This window comes from Streptomyces sp. NBC_01384 (assembly GCF_045040035.1).
GTDB lineage: Bacteria > Actinomycetota > Actinomycetes > Streptomycetales > Streptomycetaceae > Streptomyces.
In genome coordinates, this window is the sequence record NZ_CP109560.1 from 322,804 (window position 1) to 340,236 (window position 17,433).

Annotated in this window: 14 protein-coding genes and 3 pseudogenes; 10 read left to right on the forward strand and 7 right to left on the reverse strand. The window is 68.8% G+C overall.

Annotated features, from left to right (window positions below; all coding sequences use genetic code 11):
- Positions 1–92: 92 nt before the first annotated feature.
- Positions 93–350: a hypothetical protein gene (locus tag OG747_RS48935; protein WP_331744456.1), complete on the reverse strand. Its 258-nt coding sequence runs from the start codon at positions 348–350 to the stop codon at positions 93–95.
- Positions 351–526: 176 nt separating this feature from the next.
- Here OG747_RS48935 and OG747_RS48940 point away from each other — a divergent pair, with 176 nt between their 5' ends.
- Positions 527–1,324: a hypothetical protein gene (locus OG747_RS48940; protein WP_405886252.1), complete on the forward strand. Its 798-nt coding sequence runs from the start codon at positions 527–529 to the stop codon at positions 1,322–1,324.
- A 136-nt stretch (positions 1,325–1,460) separates the two neighbouring features.
- On the opposite strand, the gene OG747_RS48945 is transcribed toward OG747_RS48940, so the two are convergent.
- Both OG747_RS48945 and OG747_RS48950 read right to left on the reverse strand, forming a co-directional pair.
- Complete coding sequence (locus tag OG747_RS48945) at positions 1,461–2,489, reverse strand: amidohydrolase family protein (RefSeq protein WP_331744447.1); 1,029 nt, start codon at positions 2,487–2,489, stop codon at positions 1,461–1,463.
- Between the two features lie 48 nt (positions 2,490–2,537).
- On the reverse strand, positions 2,538–4,232 hold the full coding sequence (locus OG747_RS48950; RefSeq protein ID WP_405886254.1) for an FAD-dependent oxidoreductase: 1,695 nt from the start codon (positions 4,230–4,232) through the stop codon (positions 2,538–2,540).
- 210 nt (positions 4,233–4,442) lie between these two features.
- Between OG747_RS48950 and OG747_RS48955 the strand changes: the two genes are divergently transcribed.
- The 3 genes and pseudogenes from OG747_RS48955 to OG747_RS48965 form a co-directional block, all read left to right on the forward strand.
- On the forward strand, positions 4,443–5,747 hold the full coding sequence (locus tag OG747_RS48955) for a cytochrome P450 (protein ID WP_331744444.1): 1,305 nt from the start codon (positions 4,443–4,445) through the stop codon (positions 5,745–5,747).
- Positions 5,748–6,257: 510 nt separating this feature from the next.
- Positions 6,258–7,349 (forward strand): annotated as a pseudogene (locus OG747_RS48960) (integrase core domain-containing protein).
- 198 nt (positions 7,350–7,547) lie between these two features.
- A pseudogene (locus OG747_RS48965) lies at positions 7,548–7,766 on the forward strand (Scr1 family TA system antitoxin-like transcriptional regulator); the annotation flags it as partial.
- 41 nt (positions 7,767–7,807) lie between these two features.
- Here OG747_RS48965 and OG747_RS48970 read toward each other — a convergent pair.
- Positions 7,808–9,319, reverse strand: coding sequence for a CehA/McbA family metallohydrolase (locus OG747_RS48970; protein WP_331744440.1), 1,512 nt, complete (start codon positions 9,317–9,319; stop codon positions 7,808–7,810).
- A 154-nt stretch (positions 9,320–9,473) separates the two neighbouring features.
- Here OG747_RS48970 and OG747_RS48975 point away from each other — a divergent pair, with 154 nt between their 5' ends.
- The 4 genes from OG747_RS48975 (at position 9,474) to OG747_RS48990 (ending at position 13,214) form a co-directional block, all read left to right on the forward strand.
- Positions 9,474–10,319, forward strand: coding sequence for a TIGR03619 family F420-dependent LLM class oxidoreductase (locus tag OG747_RS48975; RefSeq protein WP_331744437.1), 846 nt, complete (start codon positions 9,474–9,476; stop codon positions 10,317–10,319).
- A 17-nt stretch (positions 10,320–10,336) separates the two neighbouring features.
- Positions 10,337–10,561 (forward strand): thioesterase domain-containing protein, encoded by a 225-nt coding sequence (locus tag OG747_RS48980; RefSeq protein ID WP_331744434.1) that lies wholly within the window; start codon positions 10,337–10,339, stop codon positions 10,559–10,561.
- 258 nt (positions 10,562–10,819) lie between these two features.
- Positions 10,820–11,392, forward strand: a complete 573-nt coding sequence (locus OG747_RS48985) for a PadR family transcriptional regulator (protein WP_331744430.1) — start codon at positions 10,820–10,822, stop codon at positions 11,390–11,392.
- 97 nt (positions 11,393–11,489) lie between these two features.
- Positions 11,490–13,214 carry an acyl-CoA dehydrogenase family protein gene (locus tag OG747_RS48990; protein ID WP_331744427.1) on the forward strand — a complete coding sequence of 575 codons (1,725 nt, stop codon included), beginning with the start codon at positions 11,490–11,492 and terminating at the stop codon, positions 13,212–13,214.
- 148 nt (positions 13,215–13,362) lie between these two features.
- Here OG747_RS48990 and OG747_RS48995 read toward each other — a convergent pair whose 3' ends face one another.
- Positions 13,363–14,004, reverse strand: a complete 642-nt coding sequence (locus OG747_RS48995) for a cyclase (protein WP_405886257.1) — start codon at positions 14,002–14,004, stop codon at positions 13,363–13,365.
- A gap of 219 nt (positions 14,005–14,223) precedes the next feature.
- Between OG747_RS48995 and OG747_RS49000 the strand changes: the two are divergent.
- Positions 14,224–14,412, forward strand: a pseudogene (locus OG747_RS49000) (hypothetical protein); the annotation flags it as partial.
- A gap of 45 nt (positions 14,413–14,457) precedes the next feature.
- Here OG747_RS49000 and OG747_RS49005 read toward each other — a convergent pair.
- The gene (locus tag OG747_RS49005) at positions 14,458–14,634 is read right to left on the reverse strand and encodes a hypothetical protein (protein ID WP_405886259.1); all 177 of its coding nucleotides are present in this window, start codon (positions 14,632–14,634) and stop codon (positions 14,458–14,460) included.
- A gap of 88 nt (positions 14,635–14,722) precedes the next feature.
- Between OG747_RS49005 and istB the strand changes: the two genes are divergently transcribed.
- Complete coding sequence (istB, locus tag OG747_RS49010) at positions 14,723–15,379, forward strand: IS21-like element helper ATPase IstB (RefSeq protein WP_405886261.1); 657 nt, start codon at positions 14,723–14,725, stop codon at positions 15,377–15,379.
- A 576-nt stretch (positions 15,380–15,955) separates the two neighbouring features.
- Here istB and OG747_RS49015 read toward each other — a convergent pair.
- Complete coding sequence (locus tag OG747_RS49015; protein WP_331744418.1) at positions 15,956–17,305, reverse strand: ISL3 family transposase; 1,350 nt, start codon at positions 17,303–17,305, stop codon at positions 15,956–15,958.
- Positions 17,306–17,433: the final 128 nt, after the last annotated feature.

Genomic DNA, 17,433 nt, shown 5'->3' on the forward strand with positions numbered 1-17,433 from the left:
GACCGAAGAAGTGCGCCGCCCAAGGGACAGGCGCCCCGAGCCCGAAGAAGCGCCCCGCCGCGGGATGACGGAACGAAGAGGGGCGCCGATCGTCAAACCTTCGACGTGCAAGGCCGCCGACGCGCTTCGAACAGGACCATCGAAATCTTCACCGCGGTCGAAATGGTCAAGGCCTGCATGAAGGGCATACCCATGAGCCACAGTGCCACCATCATGGCGGTGAGGACCAGGAACACCGGCAGCAGCATGGTTTCCTTGACCGCGGAACGCAGAACACTCCGGAGCGTTCGGGGCTGATCCGCCGTATCGATTGCGCTGACGCGGATCTCTTCCTCGTCTACCTGAGGCATTCTGTGTCCTTCCCGCGAACTCGTTTCCGCTAGCGAGCCTAGGTACGGCCGGATCGGGCTGCCACCGCTGCTACTTCGACACCGCCGGTACGCGGCCGGTGCGGCCGGTGATGTGAACCTGCACGCCCGACCGGAGGCATGTTGGGTACGCCGCGTTCGTCGCCGTACTCCTCGGTGTGGGCGCCGGTGCCCTCCCCGCCGCCGCGTCACCGCGAACCCTGACGGTGCACCCGGTCGAGTCGATCCAGAAGGCGGCGAACGCGGCCCGTGCTGGTGACACGGTCTTGGTGCAGGCCGGCACGTACCGCGAGAGCGTCACCGTCAAGACCTCCGGGCTGACACTGCGCGGCGTCGGTCCCCGCCCGGTGATCGTGCCTCCCGAGAAGAAGTCCGCCCCGAGCACCAAGGGAGCGATCTGCTGCGTGGAGGGCGGAAAGGGCGTCCGCGTGGTCGGGCTCAGGAACAAGCCCGTCGCGAACGTGACCGTCTCCGACCTGAAGGTGCCGGGCTTCTCCAGCGCCGGTCTGTGTTCCCTGGCCACCGACCGCCTGACCGTGCAGCGGCCAGGGCCGAGAAGAACGGCAGGTGGGACATCTCGCAGGAGCGCCGGCCTGATCGTGATCGGTGACGAGAACAAGCCCCGTGCCGGCGCTCTCACCATCAACGGCAACCAGGTGCTCACCACAACAAGTACTGCGCCAGGACGGCTCGGTTGCCGTTCGTGCAGGGCTTGGGCATCCTGCTGGCCGGTGACGCATGACGTGGTCGCGGGCGACAGCGGCTGGTCCTCGCTGTCGGGCGGAATCGTGCCGTTCAGGAGCTTCGTCGGCGCGGTCAACGAGAAGAACCGCGTCGACGAGAACTGGATCACCGCCAACGTCCCCGCCGGCCTGGTCAGTCGGAACGCCGCCAAGGGGAGCAATCTCTTCCGCGGCAACTTCCGCCGAGTCTCGATCCCGGCGGGACTGTGCTGAGGTGAAACCGCGCGTCGGCCGTGCGGCTCGGTGAGACGAGCCGCACGGCGAACGTCCGTCCGAGCGCCGAGCGAGCCGGGCAGCGATTCTCCGTGGCACCCACACACGCGGCACGAGGACGACCCACCGTGCGTGCTCAGGCCGACGCGAGGGCGGGCAGGAGACGCAGGGCGTTCCCGCGGTTGATGTGACCGCGCTCCTCGTCGCCGAGGGCGGGATCCCTGTCCAGAGCGGGAGTTGTCACATCGGCGACCACCCGGGTGGGGGTCGGCGGCCAGTCGCTTCCGTAGAGGATGCGGGAGGAGCCCGCGGCGGCCAGAAGAGTGGGGGTGGCCGACGGCGACATGGGCGCGGCCGTGTCGTAGTAGAAGCGGTGCAGGTAGTCGCGGACGCGTCCGGGATCGACGGCGGGGACGAGCTGGCGCCCGAAGACCTCGATCCGGCTCGCGATGTAGGGGAGGTACCCGCCGCCGTGCGGGAGGATGAACGTGAGCCGCGGGAAACGGTCCAGAGTGCCGTTCATGATCAGGCTCAGTGCGGCGCGGGTCGTGTCCATGAGGAAGTCGCACACGAACGGCGGCACACCCTCGGGGGCGCCGGAGGTGTTCACCTGCATGGGGTGCGTGCTGATCACAGCGGCGCGTTCGTCGAGTTCCGCCATGATCGGGTCGAGCCCGGGGTCGCCCAGATACGTGCCGCCCGTGCTGGTGCGCGCACTGACGCCCACCGCGCCGAGCTGGTCCATCCCATGAGTGACGGACCAGCGGGAGAGCTCGGCGTCGTCGAGGAAGACGGGTGTGAAGAAGGCGAAGCGGCCGGAGTGCCGGACGGTCAGGTCGCCCGCGGCCTCGAGGGCGATGCGCGTGCTCTCCTTACGTGTCGCCGCGTCCTGGAAGCGTCCCAGCATGGCGACGGTGAGGATGCTGGTGCGCGTGCCGGTCAGATCCATCAGGTCCAGGGCGGCGGCCTCGTCCCACCGGGTCCACGGCGGCAGCCTGTCACGGTCCGCGATCCCGTTCTTCTCGGCCCACCGCACCCATTCGGGGGCGGTGTAGTGGTGGTGGACATCTATTCGTTCGTGCCGGGCGTCGTCGGCGCTCAGCGCGGTGCGCAGGCCTATGTCGCCCGGAGCCTGCGCGGCGGTGGTCTCGGCGGCGTGAGGCATGGAAGGGCTCCCTGTGGTGGAACGGTTCGAGGGTGTCGGAGAGCGGGATCAGCGGCTGAGGAGGCCTTGCAGAACGTGCGTCAGCTCGTCCTCGGGGTTCGCAGGGAGGCCGCCGGAGCGCCAGGCGACCATTCCGTCGGGGCGCACGAGCACCGCGCCCTGCGGGGTGACGCCGTGCGTGGCGGCCCAGTCCTCGGCACCGGCGGCCAGGGCGGGCGAGGTGTCGACGTCGAAGTCCGGGCCGGCGCCGGCGCGGTAGGACACCAGGGGCACGCCGAGCCTGGCCGCCGCGGCATGGGCGGCCGACGGCCACGGCCCGTCCGCAAGACCGCAGAGGAGGACGAAGCACCGCTCGTACAGGTCGATGGTCGACTTGGTGTCCCCGTCGTGCACGACGGTCATGTGCGGGGCCCGGGTGCCGGGGTCCGCCTGCAGGCGAAGCTTCTGCGGGATGGTGGGCGCGTCGGTGTCGGCGCCGGACACGGCCGAGGAGACATAGCGGTAGCCCAGGGACACGGTCATCAGGTCCGTGCTCTGGCCCGCCCCCTGCGCGGCGGTGTAGCCGGGGTGCTGCTCGCGTGCGGCCTGCTCGATGGCCCGGGCACTCGTGGCCAGTGCGACCGGGCGCCGTTCGTTCTCGTAGGTGTCCAGCAGGCCCTCTCCCGCCCAGCCGCGCAGTACGGCCGTGATCTTCCAGGCGAGGTTGTGCGCATCCTGGATGCCCGTGTTGGAGCCGAAGGCGCCGGTGGGGGGCATCTCGTGGGCCGAGTCACCGATGAGGAAGACGCGTCCCTGCCGATAGCGGTCGGCGACCCGGTCCGCCGCGTGCCACGGGGCACGTCCCGTGACCTCGACGTCCAGGTCCCGTACGCCGGCGGCGGCCCTGATGTGGTCGGCGATGCGCGTGTCGGTGAAGGACTCGAGCGTCTGGCCACGCTCGGGGAACCACGGGACGTGGAAGACCCACTTCTCCTCGTTGTCGACGGGCAGCAGGACCCCTTCGCCCTCGGTTCCGTTCAGGTAGCACACGAGGAACCGCTTGTCCCCCACCACCTGACGCAGGAGCTTGCTGCGGAAGGTGACGCTCACGTTGTGGAACAGGTCGCCCCCGCCGCTCTGCCCGATGCCCAGCCGCTCGCGCACGGGGCTGCGCGGCCCGTCGGCCGCCAGGAGGTAGGCCGTGCGCATCGAGTAAGTCCGGCCGCTCTCCCGCTCGCGCAGTTCGCACGTCACGCCGTCCCGGTCATCGGTGAAGGAGATCAGCTCCGTACCGAAGCGCACGTCCCCGCCCAGTGCACGGGCGTGTGCCAGCAGGACCGGCTCCAGGTCGTTCTGGCTGCACGCGCACCGCCGGGTGGAGCACACGTTCGTCTCGGGGGCTCCGCCGGTGAGACGGGCCGAGAGCCATCTGCTCTCACCGCCCGACAGCTTGTCCGTCTGCATGATGCCGTGATTGCCGGACAGGACGGCCGCGGCCTTTCTGATGTCCGGTTCCAGCCCGGCGGTGCGGAACAACTCCATCGTCCGCATGTTGTTCCCCCGGCCCCGGGGATGTTCGGAAGTGGCGGCCCGACGCTCGGCGACCATATGGCTGACGCCCAGTCTTCCCAGAAACACCGACGCGGACAGTCCGACAAGCGAACCGCCCATGATCAATACCGGCACTATTTCTCTGTCGCGCGTGTCCACAGCCCGTCCTCCTCCAGAGACCCAGCGGTAGTTCGGGCAGCGATTCGCATTCATGGCGGCCCTGAATCCGAACCTGTCACACGCCCCCGGGGTCGGCAATCGAGCCTTCCCCCGGACGGCACACTCTGCTTTTCCGCTTCCGTACCGTGCCGACGACTTGGGTCCGCGTCAGGGTGAATCGCGTTTCCCCTTTCCGAGTGGCGTCAATGCATTCCAAGCTTGCAGCCGACCTGTGCCACCGTGGGAAGAGAAGAAGGACCGTCGATGACTCAGATGCAGGAGCAGGAGATCGCGGACGAGACAGCCCGGGCGGTGGACGCGGCATCCCGTGGTTGCCCGGAGTACCGGGCCAACCCGCACCCCCTCTACCAGCACCTGCGGGAGAACGCGCCGGTCTGCCGCATCACCCCGCCCCACGGTGTGCACTCGTACCTGATCACCCGGTTCGAGGACGCGAAGGCCGCCCTTGCCGACCCCAGGATCAGCAAGGACATGTACGCGGCCATCGACGCCTACCGGTCCATCTTCGGCGACTCCTCCATCGCCCTGGACGACAACATGCTGTTCGCCGACCCGCCGAAGCACACGCGGCTGCGCCGACTCGTCAACCGTGCCTTCGTGCCCCGCCGTATCGAGGCGCTGCGCCCACGGATCCAGGAGCTCACCGACACGCTGCTCGACAACTGCTCCACGCTGCAGCCCGTCGATCTGCTGTCGGCCTTCGCCTTCCCACTGCCCCTGCAGGTGATCTGCGAGCTCATCGGCGTCCCCGAGGAGGAGCGGCCGGAGGTCCAGCAGTGGTGCAGTGTCGTCGCGCGGACCGGTTTCAGCAAGAAGGACAAGGATCGCCTGGCCGAGGCGGAGAACACTCTCCGGGAGTACTTCGAGGTCCTGATCGCCCGTAAGCGCAAGGCCCCCGAGGACGACTTGCTCAGCGTCCTCATCCAGACGCGGGACGAGCAGGAGTCGCTGACGGACGGTGAGTTGCTGTCCACGCTGTGGGTGCTGCTGTTCGCGGGCCACAAGACGACCGCCTACCTCATCGGCAACGCCGTCTACACCCTGCTCACCCATCCCGAGCAGCTCAGGCAGGTGATCGACTCGCCCGACCTCCTCCCGAACGCGATCGAGGAGATCATCCGCTTCGAGGGCTCGGTCGAGAACGCGACCTTCCGGCACGCCCTCGAGGACATCACCATCGCGGGGACGCTCATTCCCAAGGGTTCGTTGGTACAGATCGCGGTCACCTCGGCCAACCGGGACGCCGCCGCGTTCGAGAACCCCGACACCTTCGACATCGCCCGGCCGGGCGTACAGAGCAAACACCTGGCCTTCGGTACGGGGCCGCACTTCTGCCTCGGCGCACCGCTGGCGAGGATGGAGATGCAGATCGCCCTGGCCTCGCTCTTCCGGCGCTTCCCGAAACTCTCCCTGGCCCAGCCGGTGGACGAGGCCAAGTGGCTCACCGTGCCCTTCCCCGCCTTCCGGGGCCTGACCGAACTGCCCGTCGTTCTGGACCCCACCAGGATCCTGGACGACTGGGCGTCCGGGATGGTCGACCTCGCGTGACACCACGGGCGTAGCCCGCGACCCCGGCGAAGCACGCTGCCGGCGCGACGCCGGGGTCGCGGCGCACTCGCATGCCCGATCACGAGAACGGCGCGGCGCTCCTGCGCGCACTGTCCGCCTGCGCACTGTCGCCCTGGCACCCCAGCCACCGCGGTATGGCCAGCCGGCATCAAGCGCGGCAGCCCCGTCCCCCCACTGTCCGACCACCCCTCCTGCGCAGCTCGCAACCGACGTGGTGGGGCCTGGTCTCCGTACCGCTACGGGCCCTGACCGCCCCCACCCTGCTGGCTGCGCCCCCGAGCGCCTTTCGCCTCAACCCTCGATAAGCGCCTCGGCAGGTGCAGGGGGTGTGACTGCCAGTCTGAGCCGAACGGTGTAGGTGCCAGAAACCTCATCCGCGCTGGTCAGTGGGCATGTGGGTGCTGTCGTGAGGCCCGGCCAGTCGAGCGTGACGGTGGAGGTCTCGCTTGGTGATTGCCTGCTGGTTCCGGTCGGCATCAGGATGGTCCGGTGCTGCTGCGACTGCCCTACCTGGCTTTGACAAGCATGTTCACCTTGATACGGCTCCTGCCGATGAGCGACCGTGACAAGGACGCTGAGATCCTGGCACTGCGCCACCAACTGGCCGTGTTACAGCGGCAGATCGACAAGCCGAAGCTCACGTGGCCGGACCGCGCGCTGCTCGCCGCGCTCCTGCACCACCTCCCCCGGGTACACCTTCGTCAACTCCATTTGATCGTCTCCCCCGACACGCTGCTCCGCTGGCACCGCGACCTGCTGCGCCGACGCCACGCCAAGGTCTCCCGCCCCAAGCGCCCCGGCCGACCGCGCACCGTGCGCTCCGTCCGCGCCCTGGTGTTCAGGCTCGCCGACGACAACCCCAACTGGGGCTACAGGCGCATCCACGGCGAACTCGCGGCCCTCGGCGCCAAGGTTGCCGCCTCCACCGTGTGGAACATCCTCAAGGAACACGGCATCGACCCCGCACCCGAGCGCGACCACACCACCTGGGCGAGCTTCCTGCGCTCCCAAGCACACGCCATCCTCGCCGCCGACTTCTTCGAGACGAAGACACCGACCGGGGCGACCCTGACCGTCCTGGCGGTGATCGAGCACGCCACCCGTCGCGTGCGGATCCTCGGGACGACCGCGCACCCGACCGCAGCCTGGATGACCCAGCTCGCCCGAAACATGGTGATGGACCTTCCGGACACGGGCGCCAGGGTGAAGTTCTTGATCCGCGACCGGGACATCCGCTACCCGGCCGCCTTCGACGCCGTCCTGCAGGCCGAGGGCATCAAGGTCGTCCAGACCGGCGTCCGGATGCCGCGCATGAACGCAATCATGGAGCGATGGGTGCGCTCATGCCGAACCGAGCTCCTCGACCGCACCCTCGTGTGGAACCAAGCCCACCTGCTCCACGCGCTACGCGAGTAAGAGTCGTTCTACAACGAGCACAGGCCCCACCGCAGCCTCTCCACCGCCGCGCCGCTACGCCCACTTCCCGAGCCGATCACCGAACCCGACCGACTCACCCATCTCGACGTCCACCGACGCGACCGCCTTGGCGGCATCCTGCACGAATACCAACATGCAGCGTGACCAGCACGGACGTGGTTCTTGGCACCTACAACGCTCAGCCAACCTGAACACCCACAACACACACGCAGGTCAAGCAGCCACCGTCCAGTTCACACCAGCCTTCCGAAGCACCCACACCCCCCAGAGACCACTCAGAAGAACTGCGAAATCTCAGCTCACGAACCCCAGAACAGCGCAGAAAAACCGAGCGGCGACACGCTGTCCGCGTCCCTCAAGATCCCTCCGGCAACGGCTTTCTGGATCTACGACGACCGACAGGTGATCGTGGAGAACTGGCACGCCGAGCTGTGGATCGACGACGAAGCCAGCGTCGAAACTTATCTGCGCACTTGGAAGACCCTCCGGGAGTCCGCCGTCTACGGCGCTGACGCCCACGACGTCATCAACGCCGCCCGAAGTGCCCTGAACCCGCGTTGAAGTGTGTGTGCCGCGGGCTTGATCGAAATCGGCGTGCTGTTTCACCGCCCCAGGAAGATCGGGTTCGTCAGCGCCGCCAGGGCGCCGGGCACCGGCCCCGCCGCCGTCTCGTGGCGCACCTCCGCGCGGACGTACGCCGCGTACGACGGGGTCGTCCGCCACTCGACGACTCCCGAGCCGGCCACCGGCAGCGGGTCGCTGGTCAGCAGGACGCCCTGGTCGGTGACGAAGCGGACCGTGCAGCGCGGGACGCCGGAGGCCTCCAGGCGGACGGTCACCGGGGTGTCCGCGTCGACCGCGAGACGCTCGCCGATGCCGGCCTGCTCGCCGCGCCCGCCCGTGGCCGTGAAGCTCAGGGTCACGTTCTTCGACTCGGCGATGTAGGAGCGGCCCGCGCGCAGGCCCTCCTGGATGGCCTCGCGGGACAGGTCGTTCGCGAGGACGACAGTCTGGGGCATGCCGACCGCATCCGGGTCCCGGTGCGCGTCGCTGTTGCCCATGCCGGGGAGCCACTGCCTGTTGTCCCGCACCGACGCCACCAGCGTGGCGTCCCACGCGGCCAGGGCCACCTCGTCGTCGGGGGTGTACGGCCCGTTCCACACCTCGACCGCGTCCGCCTCCCCGAACCCGAACTTCCAGGCGCAGCCCACGCACGTCGCATGCGGATGCGCCGGTACGACCAGGCCGCCGGCCTTGTGGATCTGCTGGGCGAAGCGGCCGAAGCGGTTGTCCCGAGCCCGGTAGCGCCAGTCGACGAAGGTCCCGGGGTCCGTGCCGAGGGCGACGACGTGGCCGTTCCGTGTCGTGACCTCCTCGCCCAGCATGATCAGCAGGTCGTCGCCGGCCTGGTCCGCCCAGTGCGCGTGTGACGAGTGCGTGTTGTGCTCGGAGGAGTTGATGAAGTCCAGGCCGGCCGCGCGGGCCAGCGCCGCGATCTCGGCCGGGGTACGGCGGCCGTCGGAGTACCAGGAGTGCAGATGGCAGTCGCCGCGATACCAGGCGCGGCCGCGGCCCTTGGCCCGCTGCGGCGGGTAGACCGAGCGGACCGGCGTGCCTGGCTCGCCGTAGGTCAGGGTGATCGTCAGCTCGTACGTCAGGCCCTGCGGGGCGACCGTGTAGGGGCCCAGCGCGATGTACCAGGTGCCCGCGCCGACCGGGCCGGGGAGGTAGCCGGGGGTCGCGTCGTCGGCGCGGACGAAGAACTCCGTGCGCGCACCGCCCGACCAGCCCCGGAAGCCCTTGCCGCCCAGCTCGGTGCCGTGCTGGTCGAAGATGCCGATGTCGAGCGCGTTGCCGGTGGTGCCGGCCGGGACGCTCGGTCTGTCGTAGGTGTAGGAGACCTTGATCTCCCGTACGCCGGTGGGTACTTCGACCGGTACGTACACGAAGTCCGGGGAGCCGGGCGGCAGGGTGCCGCTCACCGTCGCCGTCTTCTGAGTCCCCCGGTCCTGCCCGTCCGCCGCTGCGAAGCTCACGGGTCCCAACGTAAGGGCTGCCGCCGCGCCCGTCACGAACAGCGCGCGTCTGCCGATGCCGTGCGTGTCCTCACACATGCCAGTCGCTCTCCTCTCCGGACGTGAACTCCCTCGGAAGGAAAGGGATTCCACAGGCATCCGTATGTCATGTGCATAGCCATGTGAAAGGCGGGGCATGTGATGCCGACCAGTCGGTATGGACATATCCGGCCACCGCCAGTACAGATGGGTCATGCGTATAGCCGTCACGATCTTCCTTACCGACGAGACCATCGCCCCCGTCCGGCTCGCCCGTGAGCTGGAGGCACGCGGTTTCGCCGGCCTGTACCTGCCCGAGCACACGCACATCCCCGTCGAGCGGACCACCCCCTACCCCGCCGGCGGCGAACTGCCGCGCGAGTACGGCCGTACCCTCGACCCCTTTGTCGCCCTCGGCCAGGCCGCGGCCGTCACCGAGCGCCTCGGTCTCGGCACGGGCATCACGCTGGTCGCCCAGCACGACCCGATCGACCTCGCCAAGCAGATCGCCACCCTCGACCACCTGTCCGGCGGCCGCTTCACGTTCGGCGTCGGCTTCGGCTGGAACGTGGAGGAGGCCGCGGATCACGGCGTGGCCTGGCGGACGCGCAGGGAGCTGGGCCGGGACCGGATGGCCCTGATGCGGGCGCTGTGGGCGGAGGAACCGACCGCATACGAGGGGGAGTTCGGGAGCGTCCGGGCCTCGTCCGCCTTTCCCAAGCCGGTACAGAAGGCGCGCGGGCCGGTCGCCGGTCCGCGCACGCTGATCGGCGGGGCCGCGGGGCCGAAGCTGTTCGCGCACATCGCGGAGTATGCGGACGGGTGGATGCCGATCGGGGGACGTGGGCTGACCGAGTCGTTGCCGGTGCTCCGCTCGGTGTGGGCCGATGCGGGGCGGGATGCGGGGGCGCTTCAGGTGGTGCCGTATGCCGTGTATCCCAGCGCCGGCAAGCTTGCGCACTATGCCGGGTTGGGGGTTGAGGAAGTGGTGGTGCAGTTGCCTCCGGCGGGGGAGGCGGAGGTGTTGGGGGTGCTGGACGCTTACGCGGAGTACCTCTGAGTGGGGAGCACCTCTGAGTGGGGGTGCCGACTCCGGGCTTCAGGCCCGCCGTCCTCATCGCCTCCGGCCGCCGCGCCCCCTCCACGCACCGTGCCGAGACCGTCCACCCGCGCGCCGACGACTGCCTCGTCGGCGAGATGCGCGGCCTCGGCGGCACCACCCCCCGGCTGCCGGGCGCCGAGGAAGTCCCGCGCATGCCCCTCCCGGCCGTCCGGGCGGACCACCGCACAGCCGAGACCTGAGCCTGGGAACCCGGTCACGCTGACGGTCTTCCCCGGCGGCCACGCCGCACAGTGAGGCCCCGCGCAGCGCGGCGGGCCGGCTGCCGCACGCTGCCATGGCCTGCCGGGAACCGGTCGTCCCGCAGAGCCCGACCAGACGAAAACGGGCGGATGCAGGGCACTCTGCCGCTGGGGCGGGGGCCGTCCGGAGGGTGAGCCGCGTCGCATCGGAGCGGGCGAGGCTTGCTATGCAACGAGTTGCATAGAAGGATCGGCGTCATGGCGCTCGAACACGCGATTTTGGTGTCGCTCTTGGAGAGGCCGGGTTCCGGCTATGAGCTGGCCCGGCGCTTCGAGCGGTCCATCGGCTACTTCTGGACCGCGACCCATCAACAGATCTATCGCGTGCTCAAGCGCATGGACAACGACGGTTGGGTCGACGTCCGGGACGTCCCGCAGCAGGGCCGGCCGGACAAGAAGGAGTACTCCGTCACCGACGTCGGCCGGGCCGCGCTGTCCTCCTGGTTGCACGATCCGATCGAGCCGGAGAGCGTCCGCCACGACCTGGCCGTCAAGATCCGGGGCGCCGCCTTCGACGACCCGGCCGCCCTGATCCGCGAGGTGGAACGGCACCGGCAGGCGCACCGGGACCGGCTGGCGCACTATCTCGCGGGAGAGACACGGGACTTCCCGTCGCCCGAAGCAGGCACGCCCCGTCCGCAGGCCCCGCTCGACGCCGAGCGGGAGCTCCAGCACGCCGTACTGCGCGGCGGCATCGCTTACGAGCGGATGATGATCGATTGGCTGGACGACGTGCTCGCCACGCTGGCCCGCTTCGGTCCGGGCCGCTGATCGCCGACGTACCCGCCGCCGTTCCACCCGATCCGGCCCGTCCAGCCGTCGGACCTCCTGATTCCCACCCCTCCACCAGTCGAAAGGCGTCCTCACCATGGCTGACCAGCTGCTGTTCAACCCGCGCACCTACGACCCCGCGCACTTCGACCCCGAAACGCGCCGCTTGCTGCGAGCCACCGTCGACTGGTTCGAGGAGCGCGGCAAGGGACGGCTGATCGAGGACTACCGCACCCGCGCGTGGCTCGGCGACTTCCTCGCCTTCGCAGCGAAGGAGAACCTGTTCGCCACCTTCCTGACGCCGTCGTCCGCCGCGGGGGAGGGGGAACCGGACAAGCGGTGGGACACCGCCCGGATCGCCGCGCTCAACGAGATCTTCGGTTTCTACGGGCTCGACTACTGGTACGCCTGGCAGGTCACGATCCTCGGTCTCGGCCCGGTCTGGCAGAGCGACAACGCCATCGCCCACGCCCGCGCCGCGGAACTCCTCGCCCAGGGTGAGGTGTTCGCGTTCGGCCTGTCCGAGAAGGCCCACGGCGCCGACATCTACTCCACCGACATGCTGCTGGAGCCCGACGGCAACGGCGGCTTCCGCGCCATCGGCTCCAAGTACTACATCGGCAACGGCAACGCCGCCGGACTCGTCTCCGTCTTCGGCCGCCGTACCGACGTCGAGGGCCCCGACGGCTACGTGTTCTTCGCCGCCGACAGCCGTCACCCGGCTTATCACCTGATCAAGAACGTCGTCGACTCCTCGAAGTTCGTCAGCGAGTTCCGGCTGGAGGACTATCCCGTAGCAGCCGAGGACGTCCTGCACACCGGACGCGCCGCTTTTGACGCCGCCCTCAACACCGTCAACGTCGGCAAGTTCAACCTGTGCACCGGCGCGATCGGCATCTGTGAGCACGCGATGTACGAGGCCGTCACCCACGCCCACAACCGCATCCTCTACGGCCGCCCCGTCACCAGCTTCCCGCACGTGCGGCGCGAGTTGACCGACGCGTACGTCAGGCTCGTCGGCATGAAGTCGTTCAGCGAGCGCGCTGCCGACTACTTCCGCTCCGCCGGCCCGGACGACCGCCGCTACCTGCTCTTCAACCCGATGACGAAGATGAAGGTGACCACGGAGGGGGAGAAGGTCATCGACCTGATGTGGGACGTCATCGCCGCCAAGGGCTTCGAGAAGGACAACTACTTCGGCCAGGCGGCCGTGGAGATCCGCGCTCTGCCGAAGCTCGAGGGCACGGTCCACGTCAACCTGGCTCTGATCCTCAAGTTCATGCGCAACCACCTCCTCGACCCGGCCGAGTACCCCGACGTGCCGACCCGCCTCGACGCGGCCGACGACGACTTCCTGTTCCGGCAGGGGCCGGCCCGCGGCCTCGGCTCGGTGCGCTTCCACGACTGGCGACCCGCCTTCGACACGTACGCGCACCTGCCCAATGTGACCCGCTTCCGCGAACAGGCCGATGCGCTCTGCGCGTTCGTGGCCACGACCGCCCCCGACGCGGAGCAGAGCCGCGACCTCGACCTCGTCCTTGCGGTCGGTCAGCTCTTCGCGCTCGTCGTGCACGGACAGCTCGTCCTGGAGCAGGCCGCTCTGACCGCACTCGACGAGGACGTGCTCGACGAACTCTTCGCGGTCCTCGTGCGGGACTTCTCCGCGCACGCCGTCGAACTGCACGGCAAGGACTCGGCGACCGAACAGCAGCAGGAGTGGGCACTGGGTTCGATCCGTCGGCCGGTCGTCGACGAGGCACGTACGGAGCGGGTCTGGCAGCGGGTCGAGGCGCTGTCCGGCGCGTACGAAATGGCTCCGTAGACGCGCCTGCGCATCACCGGTGGGTCGGGGTTCGGCGCTGTGTCCCTTCCCGGCGGCTGTGCGGACAACCCGTACGCGCGGTGTGCCCTGGTGTGCCCTGGTGGGTCTGCCACCAGGACACACGAAGGCGGCCTGCTGAACTGCCGGGTCAGCTGATGGTCGTGGAGGTGAGCACCGGGTTCGGTGACGGGTAGCAGGATGTCGGCACGCTGGCGGTGACAATGAGGATCGGGACGCTGGCGGTGAAGGTGAGGCCGGGGCTGCTGTAACTGGTGCCCCCGAGCTGTGTCTCGACGACACCGCCGGACGCTCCGGCCGTCAGGTTCAGGGTCAGCGCCGGCAGGGTGAAGGTCTGCCCCCCACTGATCGGGCCGGGCACCGACAGGACGATCTGCCCGCCGCTCACGGTGACACTGGGGGTCCCTGAGCCGATCCCGGAACCGCCGGAGAGCTGGACCCCGGTCAGCGTCGCGTTTGCCGGGACGGGGGCTTTGAGGGTGATGTTCTTGATCGACTTGACCGTGTAGCCGCTCACGGATGAGGGCACGGTCATCTGTTCGGTGGCCAGGCTGGCGGTGAAGGAGCTTCCGGATGTGACCGTGGCCGGCGCGCTGGCGTCGACGCCGGCGGAGAGGCTGAACGTCTGTGCGGAGCCGATCGGCGGGGTGGCCTGGCAGGCTATGTTGAGGGTGGTGGTGGCTGCCGATGCGGGGCTCATGATCAGGCAGGTGAGTGCCAGAGCCGCAGCCGCTGTCATCGGCAGACGTAAGCGTGCTGTTTTCGTCCTCATGACCGTTCTCCTCGGGGTTCAGGGGCACGTCGAGCGGAACGCATGTCTGTCGTGTGCATGACAACACGTCGGTTGTCGCGGCGTATAGGGGCATGCACCGCTGCCGTTGACACCACACGCGCTTCTTACCCGCCGGAACGAAGAACGAAGGGACAGCCGGGTGGTGGGCGGTGCTGGTGGGGAACTGCGCGACCAGCCACAACGAACCCGCACTCGGCCATCCACCCGCAGCCCCAGGCCCCCCGCCCCCGCCGAACCGGTGGAGCCCCTTCGTATGCTCAAAGAATGACGACTTCCGCGACCTCCGGAACCGGCCCCACCGAGAACTCGATGCGTCGCGCCCTCAAACGCGCCCGGGACGGCGTCACCCTCGACGTCACCGAGGCCGCCGTCCTATGTCCGTTTCGCTCTTTCGGGATGGGCATGTGCGCTGGCCGCGGCGTCGTCGGGCGGCTATGACCGCGGCTGGGTGAACAAGCCCTGCTCGGTCTCGACCAGGATGCCGCGCTCGGTCAGCCGCTTGAGCTTCAGGCGGGTGTTGTTGATGCTGTTGGGCGCGATCTCCATGTCCATCGCCTCGCACACCTGCCGCGCCCGCAGCGGCGCGTCGGCCGCGGCGAACACCGCCATGATCTGCTGGTAGGCCGGATGGTCCGGCAGCTTCGGGGCCGGCGGCGCGGGCGGCTGCGGATCGGGCAGCTCCAGCAGTGTCTTGCGGGTGGTCCGGACTTCCTCATGCGACGACCGGGCACGGCGCCGCTCGGAGCGCCGGATCAAGGCGGCCGGTTTTCCGCGCGAGAAGTCGATCCGGCAGTTCGACTTCGACGCCAACCCGGTTATCGACGCGGCTGCCATCCACACCCTCGCCAAGTGCGACTGGGTCAAGAAGGGCTTGCCGCTGTGTCTGATCGGCGACAGCGGAACCGGCAAGTCGCACCTGCTTATCGCGCTGGGCACCGAGGCGGCGATGCACGAGTACCGGGTGAAGTACGTGCTGGCCACCAAGCTCGTCAACGAGCTGGTGGAGCCGGCCGACGAGAAGCTGCTGGCCAAGACCATCGCCCGCTACGGCCGCGTCGATCTTTTATGCATTGATGAACTCGGCTATATGGAGCTTGATCGTCGCGGGGCGGAGCTGCTGTTCCAGGTATTGACGGAGCGTGAGGAAAAGAATTCTGTGGCGATCGCCTCCAATGAATCCTTCGGAGGCTGGACCAAAACCTTCACGGATCCAAGGCTCTGCGCGGCCATAGTGGACCGATTGACGTTCGGCGGCAACATCATCGAAACCGGCACCGACTCCTACCGGCTGGCCGCCACCCGCGCCCGCGCCGAACAGCGGGCCGCCCGGGCCGCCGCGGTCGCCGCGGGCTGACGAAGACGGCGCCGTCCTACGGGGCCGGGCACGTCGGCGCCCTTTTGCCCGGCCGGCGAGGCGTTGACGCGCACGCCCGGGTGTTCACGAGTGCCTCTGATCAGGGACGTCTCGGCGCTTTGTAGGTCGTTTCCCGTGAGGTGTGTGATCGTTCCCCGTCAAGCTGGGTCAGCTGCCTCGGAGGCCCCCTTCATCGAGGTGTCCGTATCTGTGGGCCGTGCGGCACTGACCCCAGTCAAACGGCAAGGTCGAACGACTCAACCGAACCCTGCTCGACAACTCAAGAACAAGTTTTCAGGCGTTGCGCGAGCAGTGGCGTGGCTTCGGCGGGATCGATGTCGCAGACCAACAGCCCGGGCCTTCCGTAAGGCTGATGGCTAAGCAGCATGCCGTCCGGCCGCACTACGGCGGATGTCGTGGGCGATCCCGGGCTCGCGCAGTTGACGGCGGCGACGTAGCAATTGTTCTCGGCGGCGCGACATAGAAATGCCTTCTCGTGGAAGGAGTTTCTCGGGTCGGCGAATTCAGTTGGCTGAAACGCGCCGGGCTCTGCTTCGTTATAGTGGGTCTTCGAATTTAGTGGGGGTGCGCCTCCCGTCGGCTCCGCCGAGTGGTTGCACAGCGTGAGCGCAGGCGTTGGTTCTCTCGGTTCCTGAAGCCGAAGGCGTTGCGCGCTTCGAGCTTGATGAGGCGGTTGTTGCCTTCGGAGGCGGCGTTGGTGATCCCGGTGGTCAGGTAGGTCTCGATGCCGTCCCACCACTGCTCGACGGTCTCGGCAAGGGTGACGAGTTCGGGCAGGTGGGCGTGGTCGGCGACGTGGGAGAGGAAGCGGTGGCGGGCGGCGGAGATCGCGGAGCGGTCGGGGGCGTGGTGGGTGCGGCTGACGGCCAGGTGGAGGAGGTCGCGCAGCAGTTCCTTGGCCTGCCAGGCCGCGTAGATCTGCCGGCCGTAGGTGCCCATGTGGTCCAACTCGGCCTTGAGTAGAGCGAGTTGGTCCTCGCTGAGGTCCTCTTTGTTGCGGCGCAGGAGTTTGCGGACGGTGTAGATGCCGTCGCCCTTGCGGGCTCGGCGGCCGTGTTGCTTCCAGGTGAGGCGTCGGCGCAGGTCGGCGAGGTGGCGCTGGGCGAGTTGCACGATGTGGAAGCAGTCCACGACCACGGTCGCGTGCGGCAGGGCACGCTGGACGGCGGCGCGGAAGGTGGAGCACAGGTCGATGGCGACGTAGCGGACCTGCTCGCGCCAGGTCGCGGGCTGGGAGGTGAGCCAGTCAGCGACCGACGCCGCGTTGCGGCCCTCGACCTGGCCGAACAGGCCGCGTCCGCCGATCGCGTCGACGAAGCCGATGTGCCAGGCGTCCGCGAGGAGTTCCCACTTCCCGCTGGCCGGGTTCTGCTTCCACGCCGGCTTGCCCCGCCGGGTCTCGTCGATCCCGATCGCCGAGGTCGCGGGCGGGGTCTCGGGCAGGGCTTTCGCAGCGTAGTTCTCGAAGCAGTGCTGCACGATCGGCCAGCTCAGGTGCAGGTCGCGGCCGGCCTGCACGACGGTGCGAGAGCCGTCGCAGACCGCGGCCCCCGCCGCCCGGCGCAGGGTTGTGGTGGTGCGCATCCCGGCGGGGACCGCGCGGATCGCCTCGGTGAACGAGCCGCGTGGGCAGGCGGGTTCGGTGCAGCGCCAGCGCGCTTTGCGCCACCGGATACTCACCGGGCGCCCACCACAGGGCAGGTGCCTGGGTCGGGTGGTGCGGTAATCCTTCAGCCGGGTGGCGAAGACCCCGCACGAGGGGCAGGCCCGGGCGGAGTCCTCGGCCGTGACGACGTACACCGTCGAACCACCCGATCCATCGTCCTTGACCTTGATCACACTCACCCCCTCCAGCCCCAGAAGTCGCGTGGCCGCCTCGTTGGTCCCGGTATCGTCGATGTTCAAGCCCGTGGGGTTTCATGATCGGTTGCGTAGAGAACAACCATGATCACGAAGACCCGCGGGCTCCTTGCGTCCGGGGTACCGCCACCCCAACTACCTCACGCAGAGTGACCGGCGAACCCGCCCGTCAC